The organism is Nocardia sp. NRRL S-836 (genome assembly GCF_001279525.1).
In the GTDB taxonomy this organism is placed as follows: Bacteria; Actinomycetota; Actinomycetes; order Mycobacteriales; family Pseudonocardiaceae; genus Lentzea.
In genome coordinates this window covers 144,925-165,217 of sequence record NZ_LGDY01000058.1, presented here as the reverse complement: position 1 = coordinate 165,217, position 20,293 = coordinate 144,925, and the positions used below count along the sequence as shown (strand labels likewise).

The 20,293-nt window shown below is 73.2% G+C and carries 18 protein-coding genes; 9 read left to right on the top strand and 9 right to left on the bottom strand.

Annotated elements, in window-relative coordinates; genetic code table 11:
* The first annotated feature begins 92 nt into the window (after positions 1–92).
* Entirely contained in the window at positions 93–2,870 is a 2,778-nt protein-coding gene (locus tag ADL03_RS07550) for an AAA family ATPase (protein ID WP_053732624.1), read from the top strand.
* A gap of 46 nt (positions 2,871–2,916) precedes the next feature.
* Here the strand turns inward: ADL03_RS07550 and ADL03_RS07545 are convergent, their stop codons facing one another.
* Both ADL03_RS07545 and ADL03_RS07540 read right to left on the bottom strand, forming a co-directional pair.
* A complete protein-coding gene (locus ADL03_RS07545) occupies positions 2,917–4,662 on the bottom strand; it encodes a thiamine pyrophosphate-dependent enzyme (RefSeq protein WP_053732623.1) in 1,746 nt (581 codons plus the stop codon).
* 4 nt (positions 4,663–4,666) lie between these two features.
* Positions 4,667–6,277, bottom strand: a complete 1,611-nt coding sequence (locus tag ADL03_RS07540; protein WP_197288175.1) for an MFS transporter — start codon at positions 6,275–6,277, stop codon at positions 4,667–4,669.
* A gap of 126 nt (positions 6,278–6,403) precedes the next feature.
* On the opposite strand from ADL03_RS07540, the gene ADL03_RS07535 reads away from it, so the two are divergent.
* Together ADL03_RS07535 and ADL03_RS07530 are read left to right on the top strand one after the other, a co-directional pair.
* Positions 6,404–7,372: an alpha/beta hydrolase gene (locus ADL03_RS07535; RefSeq protein ID WP_053732693.1), complete on the top strand. Its 969-nt coding sequence runs from the start codon at positions 6,404–6,406 to the stop codon at positions 7,370–7,372.
* A 29-nt stretch (positions 7,373–7,401) separates the two neighbouring features.
* Positions 7,402–8,118: an alpha/beta fold hydrolase gene (locus ADL03_RS07530; protein ID WP_053732622.1), complete on the top strand. Its 717-nt coding sequence runs from the start codon at positions 7,402–7,404 to the stop codon at positions 8,116–8,118.
* Positions 8,119–8,196: 78 nt separating this feature from the next.
* Here ADL03_RS07530 and ADL03_RS07525 read toward each other — a convergent pair whose 3' ends face one another.
* A complete protein-coding gene (locus ADL03_RS07525) occupies positions 8,197–9,636 on the bottom strand; it encodes an MFS transporter (protein ID WP_197288174.1) in 1,440 nt (479 codons plus the stop codon).
* Between the two features lie 102 nt (positions 9,637–9,738).
* Between ADL03_RS07525 and ADL03_RS48240 the strand changes: the two genes are divergently transcribed.
* Complete coding sequence (locus tag ADL03_RS48240) at positions 9,739–10,620, top strand: helix-turn-helix transcriptional regulator (RefSeq protein ID WP_197288173.1); 882 nt, start codon at positions 9,739–9,741, stop codon at positions 10,618–10,620.
* Between the two features lie 3 nt (positions 10,621–10,623).
* On the opposite strand, the gene ADL03_RS07515 is transcribed toward ADL03_RS48240, so the two are convergent.
* The 6 genes from ADL03_RS07515 to ADL03_RS07490 all read right to left on the bottom strand — a co-directional run bounded on the left by ADL03_RS07515 (position 10,624) and on the right by ADL03_RS07490 (position 15,605).
* Positions 10,624–10,935 (bottom strand): transcriptional regulator, encoded by a 312-nt coding sequence (locus ADL03_RS07515; protein WP_053732621.1) that lies wholly within the window; start codon positions 10,933–10,935, stop codon positions 10,624–10,626.
* Positions 10,932–11,414 carry a hypothetical protein gene (locus ADL03_RS07510; RefSeq protein WP_053732620.1) on the bottom strand — a complete coding sequence of 161 codons (483 nt, stop codon included), beginning with the start codon at positions 11,412–11,414 and terminating at the stop codon, positions 10,932–10,934. The genes ADL03_RS07515 and ADL03_RS07510 overlap by 4 nt, the downstream gene beginning before the upstream one ends.
* Before the next feature lie 90 nt (positions 11,415–11,504).
* Positions 11,505–12,482, bottom strand: coding sequence for an RNA polymerase subunit sigma-70 (locus tag ADL03_RS07505; protein ID WP_053732619.1), 978 nt, complete (start codon positions 12,480–12,482; stop codon positions 11,505–11,507).
* A 51-nt stretch (positions 12,483–12,533) separates the two neighbouring features.
* Complete coding sequence (locus tag ADL03_RS07500) at positions 12,534–13,316, bottom strand: isocitrate lyase/phosphoenolpyruvate mutase family protein (RefSeq protein ID WP_053732618.1); 783 nt, start codon at positions 13,314–13,316, stop codon at positions 12,534–12,536.
* 4 nt (positions 13,317–13,320) lie between these two features.
* A complete protein-coding gene (locus ADL03_RS07495; protein WP_197288172.1) occupies positions 13,321–14,721 on the bottom strand; it encodes an MFS transporter in 1,401 nt (466 codons plus the stop codon).
* A gap of 143 nt (positions 14,722–14,864) precedes the next feature.
* Positions 14,865–15,605, bottom strand: coding sequence for a D-Ala-D-Ala carboxypeptidase family metallohydrolase (locus ADL03_RS07490; RefSeq protein ID WP_053732616.1), 741 nt, complete (start codon positions 15,603–15,605; stop codon positions 14,865–14,867).
* Positions 15,606–15,786: 181 nt separating this feature from the next.
* Between ADL03_RS07490 and ADL03_RS07485 the strand changes: the two genes are divergently transcribed.
* The 5 genes from ADL03_RS07485 to ADL03_RS07465 all read left to right on the top strand — a co-directional run bounded on the left by ADL03_RS07485 (position 15,787) and on the right by ADL03_RS07465 (position 19,821).
* A complete protein-coding gene (locus tag ADL03_RS07485) occupies positions 15,787–16,218 on the top strand; it encodes a YkvA family protein (protein WP_053732615.1) in 432 nt (143 codons plus the stop codon).
* Positions 16,219–16,361: 143 nt separating this feature from the next.
* Positions 16,362–17,189 (top strand): CPBP family intramembrane glutamic endopeptidase, encoded by an 828-nt coding sequence (locus tag ADL03_RS07480; RefSeq protein WP_053732614.1) that lies wholly within the window; start codon positions 16,362–16,364, stop codon positions 17,187–17,189.
* Complete coding sequence (locus ADL03_RS07475) at positions 17,186–18,331, top strand: sensor histidine kinase (protein ID WP_053732613.1); 1,146 nt, start codon at positions 17,186–17,188, stop codon at positions 18,329–18,331. The genes ADL03_RS07480 and ADL03_RS07475 overlap by 4 nt, the downstream gene beginning before the upstream one ends.
* Positions 18,328–18,987, top strand: coding sequence for a response regulator transcription factor (locus tag ADL03_RS07470; RefSeq protein WP_053732612.1), 660 nt, complete (start codon positions 18,328–18,330; stop codon positions 18,985–18,987). Before ADL03_RS07475 ends, ADL03_RS07470 begins: the two co-directional genes overlap by 4 nt.
* Positions 18,988–19,161: 174 nt before the next feature.
* Positions 19,162–19,821 (top strand): lytic polysaccharide monooxygenase, encoded by a 660-nt coding sequence (locus ADL03_RS07465; RefSeq protein WP_053732611.1) that lies wholly within the window; start codon positions 19,162–19,164, stop codon positions 19,819–19,821.
* The last annotated feature ends 472 nt before the right edge of the window (positions 19,822–20,293 follow it).

The window sequence follows — 20,293 nt, the reverse complement described above, 5'->3', positions numbered from 1 at the left end:
TCGTGGAACGGCCCAGGTCCGCCCGGCCGGGACCGCGGGCGGGCTCGACTAGAGTCGGCGCGGCAAGCGCTGTTCGAGTTCGGAGGACTCCCGTGGATCTGGTCGGCCGGGGCCACGAGCTCGACACCGTTCTGGACGTAGTGGATCACGCCCGCACCGGGCCGGGAACACTGCTGGTGCTCGGCGACACCGGCGCGGGCAAGACGGCGTTGCTCGACGCGGCGGCCCACCGGGCGGCGGAGTCCGGGTACCGGCTCCTGGCCGCGCAGGGATGCGTCGCCGAGGCCGAGCAGTCCTTCTCCGCCCTGCACCAGCTGCTCGGACCGGTGCTGCCGGCGCTCGGCGGGCTGGCGGCGCACCTGCGCGAGGCGGTGGAGGTCGCGCTGGGCAGCACCCCCGCCCCCGCCGTCCCTGACCCCGCCGACCTGCGGATCGCCGTGCTGACGCTGCTCGGCGCGCTGGCCGCGGACCGGCCGGTCCTGCTGCTCGTCGACGACGTGCACCTGGCCGATGGCGACTCCCGCGACGTGCTCACGTTCGTCCTGCGCAGGCTCACCACCGAACACCTCGCCGTGGTGCTGGCGGGGCTCGGGCCGCTCCGGCCGGCCGGGGTGGACTCCACGGTGCCGGTGCTCACGCTCGAACCGCTGTCCGACGCCGCCGCGGCACGGCTCGTCGACAGCCTGCCCGCACCGCCGACCGGCCGCGCCCGGCTGGAGGTGCTGCAACAGGCCGCGGGCAGCCCGCTGGCGTTGCTGGAGCTCGGCCGGGCCGCCGCGCGCGGGGGCACGTCGGTGCTGCCCGGCCGGCCGCTGCGGGGTGATCGGCGGCTGGCGGCGATGTACGCGGACCAGCTCGGCGACCTGCCGGAGGAGACGCGGCGGCTGGTGGTCTACGCGGCGGCGGCCGACGGCGCCGACCTGGCCACGACGATGGCGGCCGCGGGTACCGGCGACCTGGCGGCGTGGACGCCCGCGGAACGCGCCGGGCTGCTCGCGGTCACCGCGGAAGGGGTCGTGTTCCGCCACCCGCTGGTGCGTGCCGCGGCCTACGAGTCCGCGCCGGCCGAGGTGCGGGCCCGTGCCCACGGCGACCTGGCCGCCGTGCTGCACGGCGATCCCGAACGGCGTGCGTGGCACCTCGCGGGAGCCGCGGTCCTGCCGGACGAGGAGGTCGCGGCCGAGCTGGAACGGGCAGCGGAGCTGGCACGGCAGCGCGGCGGTGTCTACGCCGCCGCCCGCGCGTGGGAACGGGCCGCCGAGTGCACCCCCGACCCGCGGGAACGGGCCCGCCGCTACGCGCGGGCCATCCAGGAGGCGGACAACTTCGGAGACCCGGTCTGGATCAAGGAGCTGCACAACCGGATCGTGCGGCTGACCGACGACCCCGGCCTGCTCGGCGTCGTCGCGGCCGGTGCCGGGCACGCGCTGTCGCTGTCGGCGCACCAGCGCGAGGCGTTCGACCTGCTGCACGCCGCCCTGCGTGACCACCGGCCCGGCGACGGCGGCACCGCGCTCGCCCTGCTCTCGGTGCTCACCGCCGTGGCCGTGCAGTCCGGTCTGCCACGGCACCGCGCCGTCGTGGCCGAGCTGCTGGCCCGGCCGGAGCGGGACGGCGGCGACGACGACGGCGGCGGCGAGGACGTGCTGCTGCCCGCCGCCGCACGGCCGGTCATCCGCGAGAACGTCCTCGTGCAGAGCGACCCCGCCGGGCAGGCCGTGGCGGTGTTCCGCCGCGCGGACGCGGCCGTGCACCGGCCCCTCGCCGGTCCCGCCGAGCTGGTCCGCCTGCTGTGCCTGGGTTCCGTGTCGTGGTTCGCCGACGAGTCCGACACGGGCGTGACGGCGTTCCGCCAGGTGTTCGCCGCGCTCGGTTCGCGGACGTCGCACGGCATGGTGGTGATGTGCGGTCCGGCGTTCGTCTCCGCGCTGATCGCCACCGGGCGCTGGAGCGAGGCCGCCGACCTGGTCGAGGAGCTGCGGGCGGCTGCGGCCGTGCACCACCTGCGGTACCTGGCCGTCGACGCGGAGGCCCTGCGCGCCGAGCTGACGGCGCTGCGGGGCGGGCCCCCGGCGGACCGCGCGGCGCTGGACGCGGCCTGGGCGTCGATCGACCTCACCGAGAACCTCTTCACCCACGCGCGGCTGCGGCGCGCGGCGGGCCTGGCGGCCTTGACGGCGGGCGACCCGCAGGCCGCGCACCGGCACCTGCGGGAGCTCTTCGCCGCGGACGGCACCCCGCACGACGTCTTCCTCTCCAGCCGTTCGGTCGCCGACCTCGCCTTCGCCGCCCGGCTCACCGGTCAGGGCGCGGACGCCGCCGAGGTGGTCGCGGCGGTGCGCGCCTGCCACGGCGAGCACCCGAGCGTCCGGATGCGGCTGCTGCTGCACCACGCCGACGCGCTGGTGGCGGAGGCCACGGCCGGGCGGGCCGCCGACGTCGAACGCGGCTACCGGCTGGCCGTGATCGACCCGGCCGGCGAGCAGTGGCCGCTGGAACGGGCCCAGGCCAGGCTGAACTACGCCCGCTGGCTGCGCAGGAGCCGCCGCCCGCTCGACGCGCGGCCGCTGTTCACCGCCGCGCTGGAGGCGTTCACCCGGCTCGGCGCCACCGGTCTCGCCGACCTCGCGCGCGGCGAGCTGCGGGCCAGCGGCGCCGCGATCGCCGGCCCGGTGGAGGCCGACCCGCTGGAGGCGCTGACCTCGCAGCAACGGGAGATCGTCCGGCTCGCGGCCCGCGGGCTGCGCAACCGGGAGATCGCCGAACAGCTGTTCCTCTCGCCCCGCACGGTCGGCTCGCACCTGCACAACGCCTACCCCAAGCTCGGTGTCAGCGGCCGCCACCAGCTCCGCGACCTCCTCGACGGCTGACCCGGCGGTGTGGCGCGGAAGGTCGCCTTCCGCGCCACACCACCGGTCAGAGCGGGATGTTGCGCAGGTTCTGCCGCGCGAGCTCGTAGACCTTGCCGATGCCGCCGCTGAGCACGGTCTTGCCCAGCGACAGGGCGAAACCGCGGGCCTCTTCGAGCGTGACGTGCGACGGCACCTCCAGCGCGTCGGGCGTGGTGACCACGTCCAGCAGCGCCGGGCCGTCGTGGGCGAGCAGCTCGGCCACCGCGGCGCGCAGCTCGGCCGGGTCGGTGACGCGCCGGGTGTGGAACCCGGCCGCGGCGGCGATGGCGGCGTAGTCGACCTCGTCGTGGTCGGTCTCGAACGGCGGGTCGCCCGCGACCATCATCTCCAGCCGGACCATGCCGAGGCTGGAGTTGTTGAACACCACCACCTTCACCGGCAGCCGGTGCGTCTTCACGGTGAGCAGCTCGCCCAGCAGCATCGCGATGCCGCCGTCACCCGACAGCGACACGACCTGCCGGCCGGGGGCGGCGACCTGCGCGCCGATCGCCATCGGCAGGGCGTTGGCCATGGAGCCGTGCACGAACGAGCCCAGGATGCGGCGGCGCCCGTTCGGGGTGAGGTAGCGGGCGGCCCAGGTGCAGCACATGCCGGTGTCGACGGTGAAGACCGCGTCCTCGTCGGCGGTCTCGTCGAGGATCCGGGCCAGGTACTCGGGGTGGATCGGGCTGCGCTGGCCGTGGTCGCCGGTGTAGGTCTCGATCGAGCGGGCGATGCCGCGTTCGTGGCGGTGCAGCATGTCGTGCAGGAAGCCGTCGTCGGTGCGCCGGTCGAGCAACGGCAGCAGGGCGCGCAGGGTGGCACCGACGTCGGCGGCGATGCCCTGCACCAGCGGTGTGCGGCGGCCCAGGCGTGCGGGGTCGACGTCGACCTGGACGGTGCGGGCACCGGGCAGGAAGTCGTCGTAGGGGAAGTCGGTGCCGAGCATGAGCACCAGGTCCGCGTCGTGCAGAGCGCGGTAGCAGGCGCCGTAGCCGAGCAGGCCGGTCATGCCGACGTCGAACGGGTTGTCGTGCTGCAGGAGGTCCTTGCCGCGCAACGTGTGCCCGATCGGCGCCCGCAGGTGCTCGGCCAGCGCCAGCACCTCGTCACGCGCCTCGGCGCAGCCGATCCCGGCGAAGATCGCGATCTTGTGTGCGCCCGCGATGTGGCCCGCCAGCTCGCTGACCTCCTCCGGGTCGGGCGCCGGGACGGGGCGGCCGCGCACGAGGTCGCCGACCTCCTCGCCCGTGCCGTCGTCGGCGAGGACGTCACCGGGCAGCACCAGCACGGCGGCACCGCGCTTGCCGAGGGCGTTCTGGATCGCCAGCCGGGACGCTCGGACGAGCTGGTCGGGGCGCTGCACCTCCTCGCAGTAGTGCGCGGTCTGGCGGAACAACGCCTTGGGGTCGGTCTCCTGGAAGTAGCCGCTGCCGATCTGCCGCGACGCGATGTGCGAGGCGAGGACCAGCACGGGCGCACCGGAGCGGTGGGCGTCCATCACGCCCTGCACGAGGTGGGTGTTGCCGGGCCCGCAGCTGCCCGCGCAGACGGCGAGCCGCCCGGTGAGCTGGGCCTCGGCGGAGGCGGCGAACGCGGCCGCCTCCTCGTTGTGCACATGTACCCAATCGATACCACCGGCGGCGGCACCGCCACGGCGCCGGACGGCGTCGCTGAAGGCGTTGAGGCTGTCGCCGACCAGTCCGTAGATCCGGCGGACACCGGCGTTGACCAGGACGTCGACGAGGTCGTCGGCCGCGGTGCGGGTCATGGGTTCACTCCTCGGCTTGCTTCACGGGGTGCAGGCGGAACAGGTGCGCCACCTCGGCGGCACCGTCGGTGTGCTGGTCGACGCGCTCCTGAACGCGCTGGTCGAGGCCGGTGAGGCGCTGCTCTTGCTGCCGCCGGTGCTCGTCCCAGGACGCGACGGTGTACTGCTCGACGTGGACGTCCTCGTCACGGGCGTCGCGGTAGAGCGCCCAGCTCGTGCCGCCGGTGCGCAGCCGCGTGTCGCGCAGGTCCGCCATCGCGCTCAGGAAACCAGCCCTCTCCCCGGCCCGCACCCGGTAGCGCAGCGACACCAGCACCGGCGCGGTGGCCACGTCGGCAGCCGGCGTGACGGCCGGATCGGGCCAGTAGGCCACGGTCTCCCTGCCGGTGGTGGCGGCGTCGAGCAGCGGCCAGCGGGGCACGGTCGCGGCGCCGGCGAGCAGCAGGACACCGGCGACGACGAACGTGGTGGCCAGCCCGGCCAGGCTCGACACGAGACCCCACAGGGCCGCGCTCCCGGCGAACGAGGTGAACAGCACCAGCTGGTACACCGACAGCGCCCTGGCCCGGACCCAGCCGGGCAGGAACGCCTGCGTGGCGGCGTTCATCCCGGCGATCACCGCGATCCACGCCGCACCGGTGGGCACGAGCACCGCGAGCACGAGCGCGGGGGAGCGGACGGTGCCGACCACGACCATCGCCGCCCCGAACACCACACCGGCCCCGGCGACCAGCCGGGACGCGCTGACCCGCCGCCGCAGCCGCGGCAGCACGAGCGCGCCGCCGACCGAGCCGATCCCGGCGGCGCCGAGCAGCAGGCCGTACCCGGTGGAACCGAGGCCCAGCCGGTCGTGCGCGAGCGGGGCCAGCAGCGCCCACACCACGTTGGCGGGCACGGCGAACACCACCAGCCGCGCCAGGATCCGGCGGACCACCGGCGCGTGCCGGACGTACCGCCCACCGGCCTCGATCCCGGCGAGGAAGGACTGCCGGTCGGCGACCGCCGGTGCCGGGGCCGGGGAGCGCAGCAGCACCAGGGCGAACACCACGAACGTCGCGGCGTTGAGCGCGAACAGGCCGCCGACGCCGAGCTGGGTGACCAGCAGGCCCGCGACGGCCGGTCCGACGGCGCGGGCGAGGTTGACGCCGAGCGAGCTGAGCGCGGCGGCCGGGGCCAGCTCCCCGCGTGGCACGAGGTCGGGGACGAACGCCTGGTAGGCGGGCAGCTGGGCGGCCGAACCGCAGCCGAGCAGGAACGTGAACACCAGCAGCAGCTCCGGTGTCGTCCGCCCGGCCACGGTGGTCGCGGCGAGCGCGGCACCGACGACGACCTGGAACACCTGCGTTCCGACGAGCACCTTGCGGCGGTCGGCGAACTCGGCCACCACCCCCGCCGGGAGGGTCAGCAGCAGCACCGGCAACGACGAGGCGCTCTGCACCAGCGAGATCACCAGCGCACCGGCGTGCTGGTCCACCAGCAGCCACTGCGCGCCGACGGTCTGCATCCACGAGCCGACGTTGCTCACGAAGGACGCGATCCACAGCGCGCGGAACGCTCCCCGGCGCAGCGGCGCCCAGCTCGACGCCTCCGCGGTCACACTCCCCTTCGCGATCACGAGAGCCGATCCTCGTGCGGCCGCGGGCGCGCACGCATCGGTCGGTCGACTGGTCCGGGCGGTCCGGCGGTGGTTGCGTCGACCGACCGATGCCCCGGACCGGGCCGGTGCACCAGGGTGGGCGCCATGCCGGACACCCCCGAAGCCATGCCCGTGCTCGAAACCGCCGCGCGGGAGTTCGCCGACGCGACGAGCAAGCCCCCGTTCCTCTACGACCTCGGTCCCGTCGAGGGCCGCAAGACCGTCGACGGCGTCCAGGCCGGCGACGGTGTCGAGCGCCCCGACGCCGACATCACCGACATCACCGTTCCCGGCGGCCCCAGCGGCCAGGTCTCCGTGCGGATCTTCCGCCCGCGCGACGCCGCCGCGACCCTGCCCGTGGTGCTCTACACCCACGGCGCCGGCTGGGTCTTCGGCAACGCGCACACCCACGACCGGCTCGTCCGCGAGCTCGCCGTCCGCGCCGGCGCGGCCGTGGTGTTCCCGAACTACAGCCTCTCGCCCGAGGCCAGGTACCCGACCGCGATCGAGGAGGTCTACGCCACGCTGCGGTGGGTCGCCGAGTCCGGTGCCGAGCACGGCCTCGACCCGGCGCGCATCGCGGTGGCCGGTGACTCGGTGGGCGGCAACATGACCGCCGCCCTCACCCTCATGGCCAAGGAGCGCGGCGGCCCCGCCCTGGCGGCGCAGCTGCTGTTCTACCCGGTCACCGACGCCGGGTTCGACACGCCGTCCTACGAGCGGTTCGCCGAGGGCTACTTCCTCTCGCGCGAGGGCATGCACTGGTTCTGGGACCAGTACACGACCGACCCGGCCCAGCGCGCCGAGATCACCGCGTCCCCGCTGCGCGCCTCGGTCGAGCAGCTGACCGGCCTGCCGCCGGCGCTGGTCATCGTCGGCGAGGCGGACGTGCTGCGTGACGAGGGCGAGGCCTACGCCGCCAAGCTCCGCGCCGCGGGCGTCCCGACCACGGCCGTGCGCTACCTGGGCATCATCCACGACTTCGTGATGCTCGACGCCCTGCGCGACACCCACGCCGCCAAGGCCGCCACCCGCCAGGCCGGCGAGTTCCTGCGCGACGCGCTGCACCCGTGACCCCGCACCCCACCTCCAGGAGAACCCCCATGCCCACACCCACGGTGGTGCTCGTCCACGGCGCCTTCGCCGACGCCTCCAGCTTCGCGCGGGTGGTCCCCGAACTGCTGGCGGACGGCCTCGCGGTCGTCGCTCCGGCCGTGCCGAACCGGTCGCTGGCCGGTGACGCGGCCTACATCGCCTCCGTCGTCCGGCAGATCGACGGCCCGGTCGTCCTCGTCGGGCACTCCTACGGCGGCGCGGTGATCACCGTCGCCGGTGCGGAGGACAACGTGAAGGCGCTGGTCTACCTCGCCGGCTACGCCCTGGAGGAGGGCGAGAGCCTCGGCGAGCTGCAGGGCCGGTTCCCCGACTCCGACCTCGCCACCGCGCTGGTGACGACCTCGTTCCCGGTCGAGGGCGGCGAGGACGGCACCGACGTGTCGGTCGACGTGGCGAGGTTCCCGGCGATCTTCGCCCACGACGTCGACCCGGACCTGGCGAAGGTCCTCGCGGTCTCCCAGCGGCCACTGGCCGCGGCGGCGTTCGCGGAGCCCGCCTCGGCCGCGGCGTGGAAGACGAAGCCGTCCTGGGGCGTCGTGTCCACCGCGGACCACACGATCAACCCCGAGGTGGAGCGGTTCGGCTACGGGCGCGCCGGGATGAAGCAGGTCGAGCTGGACTCCTCGCACCTGGTGATGCTGTCGCAGCCCCGGGCCGTGGCCGACGTGATCCGCGAGGCCGTGCGCTCGGTCGGTTCCGCCTGAGGTCCGGGGGCCGGCGCGCCGGAGATCCAGCGCGCCGGCCCCGTCTCACGGTCAGCCGGTGGTCGAACTCGTCGTGGGTCACGCCGCCTGAGCGTGACGATCGCCTTGACCACGGGGACTTCTGCCTTCGACGGTGGTGCGGACGTGTGCGCGTTGGTGGCGGAGTCGCCGCGCGAGGACCCAGAACAGGCTGGCGGTGACCACCTGGACGCCGAGCACGACCGCGAAGGCGTGCGTCCAGCCGAGCGACGGGGTGAGGGCGCCGAAGACGCCGCCGATGATGGCGGTGCCGAACCCCATGGCGGCCTGCTGGGCGGTGGTGAACAGGCCGCCGGCCAGGCCCGCGACCCGGTCGGGCACCGCCGCCATGACCGTTCCGACGAGGGGGCCGTACTGGCTCGCCTGCGCCGCGCCGATGAAGACGCCGACGACCTGGAAGCAGCCGACCCACAGCGCCGCGCCGTGGCCCTGGGCGAACCACGAGACCAGGGCGAGCGCGACGAGGGCGGCGGCGAGCACGCCCGACGCCAGTTCCATCGTGCGGTCGCCGAACCGCGCCACGACCTGTGGCATCCGCAGCCCGGTGAGCACGAACGCGCCCGCGAACACGGTCAGCGCGAGCCCGGACTGCACCGGGGTCAGCCCGAGACCGACCTGGGTGAGCATCGAGTACTCGAAGCTGAACGCCCCGTAGCCGGCGAAGAGCAGCACGACCATCAGCAGGCCGTGCCGCAGCGCGGACAGCCGCAGGACGGACGGCGCGACGAGCACCGGACGGCCCGCCAGCTCGCGCCGTCCCTGGTTGAGCCAGAAGGCGCCCAGCCCGAGCAGGCCCAGCACGATCAGCGCGGGTGTCCACCAGACCCAGCCCGTTGCCGGGCCGAGCGACACACCGGTGACCAGCGCCAGCAGCGAGACACCCACCCGCAGCGCGCCGCCGAGGTCGGGCCGTTCGGTGCTCGTCGGCGGGTGGACCCGCAGCCGCCGCGCGCCCAGCAACGCCACCACGCTCGGGATCGCCGAGGTCAGGACGGCGCCCCGCCAGCCGGCGACCGGCAGGCTCAGCCCCATCACGAAACCGCCGACGACCTGACCCGCCACCGTGCCGACGCCGGAGGCCGCGGTGAACACCGCGAGCCCCCGTGCACGGGCGGTGGCGTCGCCCGAGGTCTGGATGATCGCGAGCGTCTGCGGCATCACGATCGCCGCCGTCGCACCCTGCAGGACGCGTGCGGCGACCAGCCACCACAGTCCGGGTGCGGCCGCGGCCAGCGCGGAGGCCAGTGCGAGGGCGAGGAGCCCGATGGTCAGCAGCCGGCGCCGGCCGTACCGGTCGCCCAGCCGCCCGGCGAGGATCAGCCCGGCGGCGAAGGACACGGCGAACGCGGCGAGCACGAGCGCCGTCTCACCCCGGTCGGCGCCCAGGTCTGGTCCGAGGCGTGGTGCGGTCACGTTGCCGATGCTGAACGTGTACGTCGCACCGAACGCCGCGACGAAGATCGGCCATGTTCGTTGCATGGCACCCACCCTGCGCGTCCGCGGGGGCGCTACCCAGACTGCCGTGATGGTGGTGGTCGGACCACCACCCTGAGCCCGGCCCGCGGTGGGATGATCGGTGGCATGGCCGATGTGCGTTCCCGCGAGCTGGGTGCCTACCTGCGCGCCCGGCGTGACCGGCTCTCCCCGGCGGACGTGGGGCTGCCCGGTGGTGGCGGCCGGCGGCGGGTCAAGGGGTTGCGCCGCGAGGAGGTCGCGGTGCTCGCGAACGTCGGGTCGACCTGGTACACGTGGCTCGAACAGGGCCGTGACGTGCAGCCCAGCGTCGAGGTGCTGGCGGCGATCGCGGACGCGTTGCGGCTCTCGAACGACGAACGCCGCCACCTGTTCCTGCTCGGCGGCCACCGGGACGTGGACGAGCCCACGAGCTGTGAGCGGATCAGCGGTGCGGTGCGGGCACTGCTCGACAGCCTCTCCCCGCACCCGGCCGTGGTGATGAACCCGTGGTTCGAGCCGCTGGCGTACAACGCGTCGTTCCGGTTCATGATCGACGACCTGGAGGCGCTGCCGGAGGCCGACCGCAACTGCGCCTACCTGCACTTCACGCACCCCGACTGGATCGCGGGCCATTCCGACCACGAGCAGGAGTGCGCCGCCGTGGTGGCCAAGCTGCGCGCGTACTACGGCGAGACGGTCACCGACCCTGGCTGGGAGCCGCTGCTGAGCCGGCTCCGCGCCGAGTCGCCGCTGTTCGTGCGCCTGTGGGACCAGGCCGACGTGTCCACCCACCCCCGCCGGGTGAAGCGCATCCGGTCGCTGCACGTCGGCAACCTGTCCGTGCGCACCCTCACGATGCTGTTGCAGGAGAACCCGCGCAACCGCGTCGTCGTGTACCAGCCGGAGGATCGCACGACCCAGGAACGGCTGGAGGAGCTGGCGGCCCGGATCGCCCGCGGTGCCGTCGACGGTCCGGCGACGGTGCGGCGGCTGCGCCCGGCGACCTGACCGCTACTCGGGCAGGACGGAGACTCCGGCGCGGGTCACGATCTCCTGCAGGGCAGCGACGTGCTGTTCGAACGCGGTCCGCCCCGCGGGCGTGAGCTGGACCGAGGTGCGCGGGCGGTTGCCGACGAAGGCCTTGTGCACCGCCACGTAGCCCGCCTCCTCCAGGGTGGTGAGCTGCTTGGACAGCGCGGAGTCGGAGAGGCCGACGCTGTCGCGGACGAACGTGAAGGTCGCCCACTCCGAGGCCGCGAGCAGGGCGACGATCGAGAGCCTGGTCGGCGCGTGGATGAGGTCGTCGAAGCGTGGCTCGCTCATGCCCCGGTGCCTGCCCGGTGGCTGCGCATGGTGCGCCGGATGTACCGCATCAGCACCGGGCCACCGATGATCATGACCACCCCGCTGACGGCGGTGACGATGACGGCGGCGTGGGGCACGTCGGCGGCGTCGAGGAGGAACGCGGCCGGCAACGTGACGGCGAGGATCAGCGCCACGAACGCGAGGACGGCCAGGACACCGTTCGCGCCGACCAGGTTGTTGCGCACCTGGGCGTGCCGCAGCGCGTTGGTCACCAGCGTGCCCGACACCACGACGGTGCCCAGCACGAACAGGCCGGTGCCGATGCCGATCACGAGCGGGGTTTCCGACTCCAGGGCGGCGGTCAGGGCGACGTTCAGGCCCGCGACGACCCACCAGAACCAGTCGGGGACCAGCGTCTTCTCGATCACCTGGTCGGCTCTGCGGTTGATCTCGTCGAGCGCACGGGCGGCGTCGTCCGCGCTGACGTTCTCGTACATGACCTTCCCCCTCCGCAAGTACTTTCCCGCTAGGAAAGTAGCACGCACTTTCCTAGCGGGAAAGTAGTTTCCGGAAGGGCAACCTAGAGGTCACGCCGTCAGCACCGCGGGCAGGCCCGCGGCCGTGACGAGGGCGGGGTCGGTGAACTTGACCGCGTGGGAGAACCGCCCGTCGGTCACCTCCAGCACCAGCAGGCCGTCGGCGTGCAGCAGACCGGACACCGGGTCGAGGCGGTAGCCGGCCGCGGCGGGCTGGCCGTTCGACCGGGTCGGCAGCAGCCGGACGGTCCCGCGGGGCGCCGCGAACGCGTGCCGCTCCAGGAACGGCAGGCAGACGTCGAGGCCGCGGAACCACACGGGGTGCGGGATGGCTTCGAGGCGGTAGTCGTCGTGGATCACGGCACGGATGGCGGTGACGTCCGCGCTCTCGAACGCCGTGATGTAGCGGTCGAGCAACGCGCGTTCGAGCTCCGGCGGCGTGGCGCGCGGTTCGGGCACCTGCTGCTCGTCGAGGCGTTTGCGGGCGCGTTGCAGGAGGCTTTTCACCGCGGGGACGCTGACGCCGAGCGTCTCCGCGATCTCGGCGGCCGACCAGGACAGCACCTCCCGCAGCAGCAACGCGGCCCGTTGCCGCACCGGCAGGTACTGCAGTGCCGCGACCAGCGCGAGCCGCACCGACTCCCGCCGCACGACCACCTCTCCCGGATCGCCGAGCAGGGCGTCCGGGAGGGGTTCGAGCCACGGGACGGACTCGTCGTCGAAGACGTGGGCGTCGGGGTCGTCCGACGGCCCCCCGAGGCCGGCGGGCAGCACGCGCCTGCTGCGGTGGTTCAGCGCGGTGATGCACGTGTTGGTGGCGATCCGGTAGAGCCACGTCTTGAGCGACGAGCGCGCCTCGAAGCCCGCCACCGCGCGCATCGCGCGCAGGTACGTGTCCTGGACGACGTCCTCGGCGTCCTGGTACGAGCCGGTCATCCGGTAGCAGTGCGCGATCAGCCCGGCCCGGAGCCGTTCGAACTCGTCCTGCCACCGGTCACCGCTGACCGGTGAGATCGTCTCTGCGGACACGGCACACTCCTGCTCGCGGGGGCGTCGGCAAGCCTGCCTCGTCGAGCCAGGCTATGGCTTGGACTCCGTCCGGAGCGAAAAGGAATCGCTCTCCCTCAGCAGCTCCTCCAGCGTCGCGCGGAACCCGGCGGGACCCTGCCGGTAGAAGCGCGGGCCGAACGACACCCGTGCCACGCCCAGCGCCGCCAGCGCGGCCAGGTCCAGCGAGTCCCTGGTGTTGCCGTTGACCGGTCCCGGCACCTCGGCGACCACCCGCCCGACGGCCTCACCGGACGGCGCACCGATCGGGTAGAGGCAGTCGGCACCCGCCGTGCGGTAGCGGCGGCCCCGTCGGACCGCCTCGGCCACCGGGTCCGCGACCCCGCTCGACGGCAGGAAGACGTCGATCCGCGCGTTCACGACGACCGGCACACCGGCCTCGTCCGCGGCCGAGCGCACGGCCGCGAGCCAGTCCGCCTGCGCCGCGGTGTCCACGAGACCGCCGGCCCGGTGGTCGGTGTCCTCCAGGTTGCACCCCACGGCACCGGCGCCGAGCAGCTCGGCCACGAACTGGTGCGGCTCCAGGCCGTAGCCCGCCTCCGCGTCCACGGTCACCGGGACCGGCACCGCGGCCGCGATCCGGGCGGCCGCGGCGAACATCTCCCGCCACGGCGCCCGTTCGCCGTCCGGGTGGCCGAGCACGTCGGCGACGGCGGCGCTGGACGTCGCGACGACCGGGAAACCGGCCTCGGCGACCAGTTCCGCGCTGGCCTCGTCCCACGCGTTCGGCAGCACGAGCACCGTGCCGTGGTGGAGCTCGCGCAGCAGATCGGCCTGCGCCTTGAGATCGGACATCGAACTACCCCTTCCGCGGGATGACACATCCGGCCAGCACCCCGGCGACCGCCAGGCAGGCGCCCGCGACGAGTGCGGCCGTGAAACCGTTGACGAACGCGTCCGGTGACGCGTAGCTGCCGGTCGCGGCGAACGCGACGACCAGAACCGCGACGCCGAACGCGCCGCCGAGCTGCCGCATGGCGCTGAACACGCCGGAGGCCTTGCCGATGAACCGCGGCGCGACCGACGTGAGCACCGCGCTCTGGGCGGCGGGCAGGCACATCGCGATGCCGGAGCCGGAGAGCACGAGCGGTGCGGCGATCGCCCAGTAGCCGCCTGCGTGGCCGGTGACCAGGACGAGCCAGACCATGGCGACGGTGTGCGCGCCGAGCCCCGCGACGATGAACGGCCGCTCACCGAACCGGCCGACCAGCCGTCCCGTCCAGCGCGGGATGACCGTGGTGGTCAGTCCCCACGGCGCCAGCGCGAGACCGGTGGCCAGCGGCCCGTACCCGAGCCCGGTCTGCAGGTACTGGGCCAGGAAGAACATCGTCCCGAGCGCGGACGCCCAGTGGAAGAAGATCACCACGTTGCCCGCCGCGAACCTGCGGGAGCCGAACAGGTGCAGCGGCAGCATCGGGTGGGCGGCACGCCGTTGCCACGCGATGAACGCGCCGATCGCCGCCAGCCCGAGTCCGGCGGAGGCGACGACCTCCAGGCTGGCCCAGCCGGCCGTGTTGCCCTGCACGAGCGCCCACACCAGCCCGAACGAGCCCGCGCCGACCAGCACCAGGCCCGGCACGTCGAGGGCGCGGTCCTGGCCGTGGCTCTCGTCGACCCTGGTCAGCGCGAAGCCGGCCAGAGCGATGCCGAGCGGCACGTTGACCCAGAAGATCCACGGCCAGGACAGCCCTTCCACGACCACGCCGCCGAACAGCGGTCCGAGCGGCACGGCCACACCGCTGACGCTCGCGAACACCCCCAGTGCCCGCGAGCGCAGCTCCGGTGGGAAGGCGGTGGTGAGCAGGGCGAGCGCGAGCGGCATGACGAACGCCGCGCCCGCGCCCTGGACGACCCGTCCGGCGATCAGCGTCTGCACGTCCGGCGCCACCGCGCACACCAGTGACGCCAGCGCGAACACCGCCACGCCCGCCACGAACACCCGGCGGCGGCCCCAGCGGTCACCCGCGGCCGCGGCCGTCATGAGCAGGACCGCGAAGCTCAGCCCGTAGGCGTTGACGGTCCATTCGAGCTCGGTGATCGACGCGCCGAGGTCGGTCCTGATCGCCGTCAGGGCGGTCGTCACGGCCAGCGCGTCGAGCACGACCATCAGCGAGGCGACCGAGGTGAGCACGAGCACCCACGTCCGCCGCGCGCCTGCCGTTGTCCCGCCCACGTCCGCGGGGGATGTTCTGGTGGACACCTGCGTCTCCTTCCGGCTTTGCGCCGTGTGCGAAGACGTAGACCTCGTCCGGGACCGGGAGGAATCGGCGGTGGCGGAAATCGGAACGGGCCCGTCCCCGGCGCGTGCCGGAGACGAGCCCGTTCCGGGGCAGCGGCTCAGGTTCAGCCGGAGACGCCGCAGCTCGGTGCGGACCAGAAGCGGCTGGAGCGGTGGGCGACGTGCACGTGGTCGTTGTGACCGGTGTAGCCGGGGCCGAGGATCTCGGCGAAGCCATGGTTGCGGGCCTGCTTCGCGAGCGCGCAGAAGCCCTGCGCGCCGGCGCCCAGGTCGACGGCGTCACCGTAGAGGTGGCGGCTGTTGGTGGCGCCGCCGACGGCGTTGTTGCAGGAGACGCTGCGGAAGCCGCCGTTGACGGCGATCGGCCGGTCGCCCATGGCGTGCCGCATCGCCTGCAGCTTCCACATGGACACCAGGGCGTTGGCGCGTGCGGTCGCTGCGGAGACGTTGCCGCCCGACCAGTCGGAGTTGCAGTTGTTCAGCTCGTCGTAGGTGAAGTTGACCGGCGTGCAGTCGTTGTCCTGCAACGCGTAGATCTTCGCGAACGTCGCTGCCCCGGCGATGCCGTCGGCACCGAGTCCGTAGGCCTGCTGGAACCGGGTCACGGCGGCCTTGGTGGCGGGGCCGTACTGCCCGTCGAGGCCGAGCACGCCGCCGTAGCCGGGGTAGCCGGCCACCCGGATCTGCAGCTGGCGGACGTCGTCGCCCGACGCTCCCTCCGACAGGGTGCGTCCCCAGGTGTAGCAGGCGTCGGCCGCCGTCACCGGTTCCGCCGCCGCGGCGGCGGGCGCGACACCGACGCCGAGGAGCAGTGCGAGCACCGGTAAGAGGATGCGGAGTTTCATGCGGTGGCACCTTTCGGTCACAGGGAGTTGCAGCGTGTCGAGTGCGCTCGGGGCTTGTCAATGACCCACAAACTGAACTCTTAGTTCGGTGCCGGTGAACCACCCGGATAGCCGCCGCCGCGGTTCGTCTCGCGGGTGGTGCGGACAGACCGGTCGTGCGCTGTGGACGTACCGTGAGCGCGTGACCGGCTCGTTCTGGTGGGACCTGCTCATCGGCGTCGCCGCCGCCCTGGTGCTGACGTGGGCGGCGTTGATCGTCGCGCTGCTCGTCGTCCGGCCGCGGGGCGGGCTGCTGCGCGAGGCCCTGCGCCTGCTGCCCGACGTGCTGCGGCTGGTGCGCCGCCTCGCCGCCGACCGGACGTTGCCGCGGGGCGTGCGGGTCCGGCTCGGCCTGCTCATGGTCTACCTCGCCATGCCGATCGACCTCGTCCCCGACTTCATCCCCGTGCTCGGGTACGCCGACGACGCGATCATCGTCACGGCCGTGCTGCGCGGTGTCGTGCGCCGCGCGGGACTCGACGCGGTCCGCGCGCACTGGCCCGGTACCGACGACGGTTTCGCCGCGGTCGTGCGGCTCACCGGACTGGACCGCGCGTCCGGCGGCCACGACTGACACCGGCCGTGCCGGGGCCCCTTGTCCCCCGAGCGAGCTACCCGCGGATGTCCACTGCGCGGTGACGATTCGCGGCAGCGATTTCCCTAGCGTTGCCGGTGACCGCGGCGCGATGGCCGCGAACGGCTCGCGAAGGACTGGTCATGCGACTGTTGTGGCAGCTCGGGGCGGTGGCGCTGGCGGCGTTCGCCGGGAGTGCGATCGTCGGCGCGGCGGGGTGGAACGTGCCGCTCACGCTGGTGCTCGGCTTCGCGTCGGCGGCGCTGCTGCTGTTCGTCTACGGCTGGGTGGTGCGGCGGACCGAACACCGGGAGCCGGTCGAGATCGCCCGCGGGGGAGCGGCACCGGCGTTCGGCAGGGGAGTGCTGATCGGCACCGCGATGTTCGCCGCCGTCATCCTCAACATCGCCTTCCTCGGCGGGTACGAGGTGCGCGGCTGGGGATCGGTGCCGGGAGCGGTGGCGCTGCTCGGGTTCACGGCGGCGGCCGTCGTCGCGGAGGAGCTGCTCTTCCGCGGTGTGCTGTTCCGCGTTGCCGAACAACGCATCGGCACGTGGCTTTCCCTTCTGCTGACCGGTGTCGTGTTCGGTGCCTCGCACCTGTTCAACCCGCACGCCACGCTGTGGGGCGCCACCGCCATCGCGATCGAGGCGGGCTTCATGCTCGGCGCCGTCTACGCCGCCACCCGCAACCTGTGGGTGCCGATCGGTGTCCACTTCGGCTGGAACTACGCCCAGGGCGGCATCTTCAGCACCAGCGTCTCCGGCACGGACGCGCCGAAGGGCCTGCTGGACAGCGTCACCTCGGGGCCGTCCCTGCTCAGCGGTGGCGAGTTCGGGCCGGAGGCAAGCGCTTACTCGGTGCTGGCCGGTGTGGTCGTGACGGTCGTGTTCCTGTGGCTCGCCCACCGGCGGGGGAACATCGTGCCGCGTCGTCGCCGCAGGGCCGTCACCACTACGATCGCCGCGTGATCAGCCTCCGCCGGGTCTCGGACCTGTGGCGCCGCTGGGACGTCACGGTCCGGGACGTCCCGCTGGCGCTGGTGCTGGCGCTGTCCTCGCTGGTGCCCGCGCTGCACAACCGGGGAACGCAGCTCGGCGACCTGCCGACCCGCCCGATGGACGCGCTGGCCTTCCTCGTGGTCGCGGTGGAGTGCCTGCCGCTGGTCGTGCGCAGGCGGTGGCCGCTCGTCTGCTTCGCGTTGGTGTGCCTCGGTTTCGCGGCCGACCAGCTGCTCGGCTACCACACCGTCTCCGGCACCGCGCTGCCCATCGCGTTGATCAGCACCGGCCTGCACCTCGACCGGTTCCGGCGCACCGCGGCGGTCGTGGCGTCCGCGGCGTACGTACCGCTGGCGATCGGGATCCACCGGGACGGCTCGCAGGAGGGTGTGACCGGGTTCGTCACGTTCTACCTGGCGCTGGCCGCGGCGTGGGCGATCGGCGCGTGGCTGCGGCTGGCCAGGGACGCGGAGGAGGAGCGGCGCCGCCACGTGGCCGAGGAAACCCGTGCCGCGGAACGCACCCGCATCGCCCGCGAGCTGCACGACGTCGTGACCCACCACGTGACGGCGATGGTGGTGCAGGCGGAGGCGGCCCGGTACCTGACCGCGGCGCCCGACCGGCTGGACCAGACGCTCACCGCGATCACCGACACCGGCCGCCGGTCGATCGCGGACCTTCGCCAGCTGCTGGACCTGCTGAACCCGGACCACGACGGTGATCCGCGCGCACCGTCCGTCGGCGACCTCGGCTCGCTCGTCGAGCGGACCCGGCAGGCCGGGCAGCCGGTGGAGTTCGTCGAGGAGGGCGCGCCGGTGACCGGAAGCGCCGGGGTGGTGGCGTACCGGGTGGTGCAGGAGGCGTTGACGAACGCCCTGAAGTACGCGCACGGCAGCAGGACCACGGTGCGCGTGCGGCACGACGAGAGCGAGGTCGTGGTGGAGGTCGGAACCGACGGCGGCGGGTCGGCCGCGGCCTCACCCGGCGGCAGCGGACGCGGCCTCGCCGGGCTGCGCGAACGGGTCGGTGTGCTCGGCGGGGAGTTCAGCGCGGGCCGGCGCGACGGCGGTTTCCTCGTGCGGGCCCGCATTCCGGCGGTGATCAGGCCGTGACGGCCCCGGTGCGCGTGCTGGTCTGCGACGACCAGGCGCTGATCCGCACCGGGTTCGCGACGATCATCGACGCGCAACCCGACCTGGAGGTGGTCGGCGAGTGCGGCGACGGCCGGGCCGCGGTCGAGCTGACCGGACGGCTGAACCCGGACGTGGTGGTGATGGACGTCAGGATGCCGGTGCTGGACGGCATCGAGGCAACCCGCCTGCTCGCGGGCGCCGGGGTGGCCCACCCGGCCAAGGTGCTGGTGGTGACGACGTTCAACCTCGACGAGTACGTCTACGAGGCGCTGCGGGCCGGCGCCAGCGGCTTCCTGCTCAAGGACGCGCCACCCTCGTTGCTGCTGCACGGCATCCGCACGGTCGCGGCCGGCGCCGCACTGCTCGCACCGGAGGTCACCCGCCAGCTCGTCGGCCGCTACGCCGAGCGCATCCGCCCCACCGGCGGGGGACCGGCCGACGTGCCGCTGACCGCGCGGGAGCTGGAGGTGCTGCGGCTCATCGCGGAGGGCCTGTCCAACAGCGAGATCGCCGCGTCGCTGGTGATCAGCCACGAGACCGTCAAGACGTACGTGTCACGCATCCTGACGAAACTGGACCTGCGCGACCGCGTGCAGGCCGTCGTCTACGCGTTCCGGCACGGCCTGGTGACGTGACCTCGTGGCGGTGGTGACTTTCCCACCGCGACTACCTGCGACAAGGCCGCACCTCACGATGATCACGCAGTGTTTCCTTGAGATTTCGCTGTGTTACCGGTAGAGTTTATGTTCTGGGAGCGCTCCCATTCCGCCGCTGCTGTCAGTCGATCATCGGAGAATGGAGGCTCATTCATGCGTACGCGCAGCACCTCCGGGTTCGTCGCGAGACGACGGGGCGTCATCACCGTGCTCATCGGCGTGCTGGTCAGCATGTTCCTGTGGGCCCCGCCGGCCTCGGCACACGGCACCATCGTCAGCCCGGCCACCCGCGCCTACCAGTGCTGGCAGACGTGGGGCAGCCAGCACACGAACCCCGCGATGCAGCAGCAGGACCCCATGTGCTGGCAGGCCTTCCAGGCCAACGCCGACACCATGTGGAACTGGATGAGCGCGCTGCGGGACGGACTCGGCGGCAACTTCCAGGGTTCCACCCCGGACGGCCAGCTCTGCAGCAACGCCTTGTCCCGCAACAACTCGCTGAACACGCCCGGCCCTTGGCGGACCACCAGCGTGGGCAGCAACTTCACGATGAAGCTGCTCGACCAGGCGAGTCACGGTGCCGACTACTTCCGCGTCTACGTCAGCAAGAACGGGTTCGACCCGACCACGCAGCGACTCGGCTGGGGCAACCTCGACTTCATCACGCAGACCGGACGGTACGCCCCGGCCAGGGACATCAGCTTCAACGTCCAGACGTCCGGCTACCGGGGTCACCACATCGTGTTCACGATCTGGCAGGCGTCCCACCTCGACCAGACCTACATGTGGTGCAGTGACGTGAACTTCGGCTAGTCGCAGTGATCACGGACGCTGTGGACGGCGTGTCCGGCGCGTCTTCTTGATCACGAGGAAGACCTCCGTGTTGCGGTGAAGGCGTTTTCTCCTCGCCGCACACGGAGGTCTTCGGCGTTGCGGCACCGCTCCACGCGCCTGTGGCCCCGCGCGCCCGCCAGGGCCCCGGCCGGTGGTCGCCGTGGCGGGTGAAGCCAGGCATCGCAGACCCTGCACACCCCGCTCGGGGCGCGACTCGGCCGCCTCAGGCTTTCCACATCCTGTCGAGCGAAGCGAGACGAAATTCCCCTGACTTCAGGCAGTTGCACGCCCGTCGAGCGAAGCGAGGCGTTTCTACCTTCCCTTGACGGGTAGCGGTATCACGCCCTTCGTTTTGCGATTGGGGCTTGACTTTGAGGGCGGGGCGATATCCTGGTAGGGATCGGCCGGGCTCCTTATGCCCGGCTTTTGAAGGCCGACTCATCGCCCCGTT

What these genes read in the sequence shown, in the direction of transcription:
- ADL03_RS07545 (WP_053732623.1), bottom strand. Translation starts at nt 4,662, where the DNA reads ATGACCCGCACCGCGGCCGACGACCTCGTCGACGTCCTGGTCAACGCC.
- ADL03_RS07535 (WP_053732693.1), top strand. Translation starts at nt 6,404, where the DNA reads ATGCCGGACACCCCCGAAGCCATGCCCGTGCTCGAAACCGCCGCGCGG.
- ADL03_RS07530 (WP_053732622.1), top strand. Translation starts at nt 7,402, where the DNA reads ATGCCCACACCCACGGTGGTGCTCGTCCACGGCGCCTTCGCCGACGCC.
- ADL03_RS07525 (WP_197288174.1), bottom strand. Translation starts at nt 9,636, where the DNA reads ATGCAACGAACATGGCCGATCTTCGTCGCGGCGTTCGGTGCGACGTAC.
- ADL03_RS48240 (WP_197288173.1), top strand. Translation starts at nt 9,739, where the DNA reads ATGGCCGATGTGCGTTCCCGCGAGCTGGGTGCCTACCTGCGCGCCCGG.
- ADL03_RS07515 (WP_053732621.1), bottom strand. Translation starts at nt 10,935, where the DNA reads ATGAGCGAGCCACGCTTCGACGACCTCATCCACGCGCCGACCAGGCTC.
- ADL03_RS07510 (WP_053732620.1), bottom strand. Translation starts at nt 11,414, where the DNA reads ATGTACGAGAACGTCAGCGCGGACGACGCCGCCCGTGCGCTCGACGAG.
- ADL03_RS07500 (WP_053732618.1), bottom strand. Translation starts at nt 13,316, where the DNA reads ATGTCCGATCTCAAGGCGCAGGCCGATCTGCTGCGCGAGCTCCACCAC.
- ADL03_RS07490 (WP_053732616.1), bottom strand. Translation starts at nt 15,605, where the DNA reads ATGAAACTCCGCATCCTCTTACCGGTGCTCGCACTGCTCCTCGGCGTC.
- ADL03_RS07480 (WP_053732614.1), top strand. Translation starts at nt 16,362, where the DNA reads ATGCGACTGTTGTGGCAGCTCGGGGCGGTGGCGCTGGCGGCGTTCGCC.
- ADL03_RS07465 (WP_053732611.1), top strand. Translation starts at nt 19,162, where the DNA reads ATGCGTACGCGCAGCACCTCCGGGTTCGTCGCGAGACGACGGGGCGTC.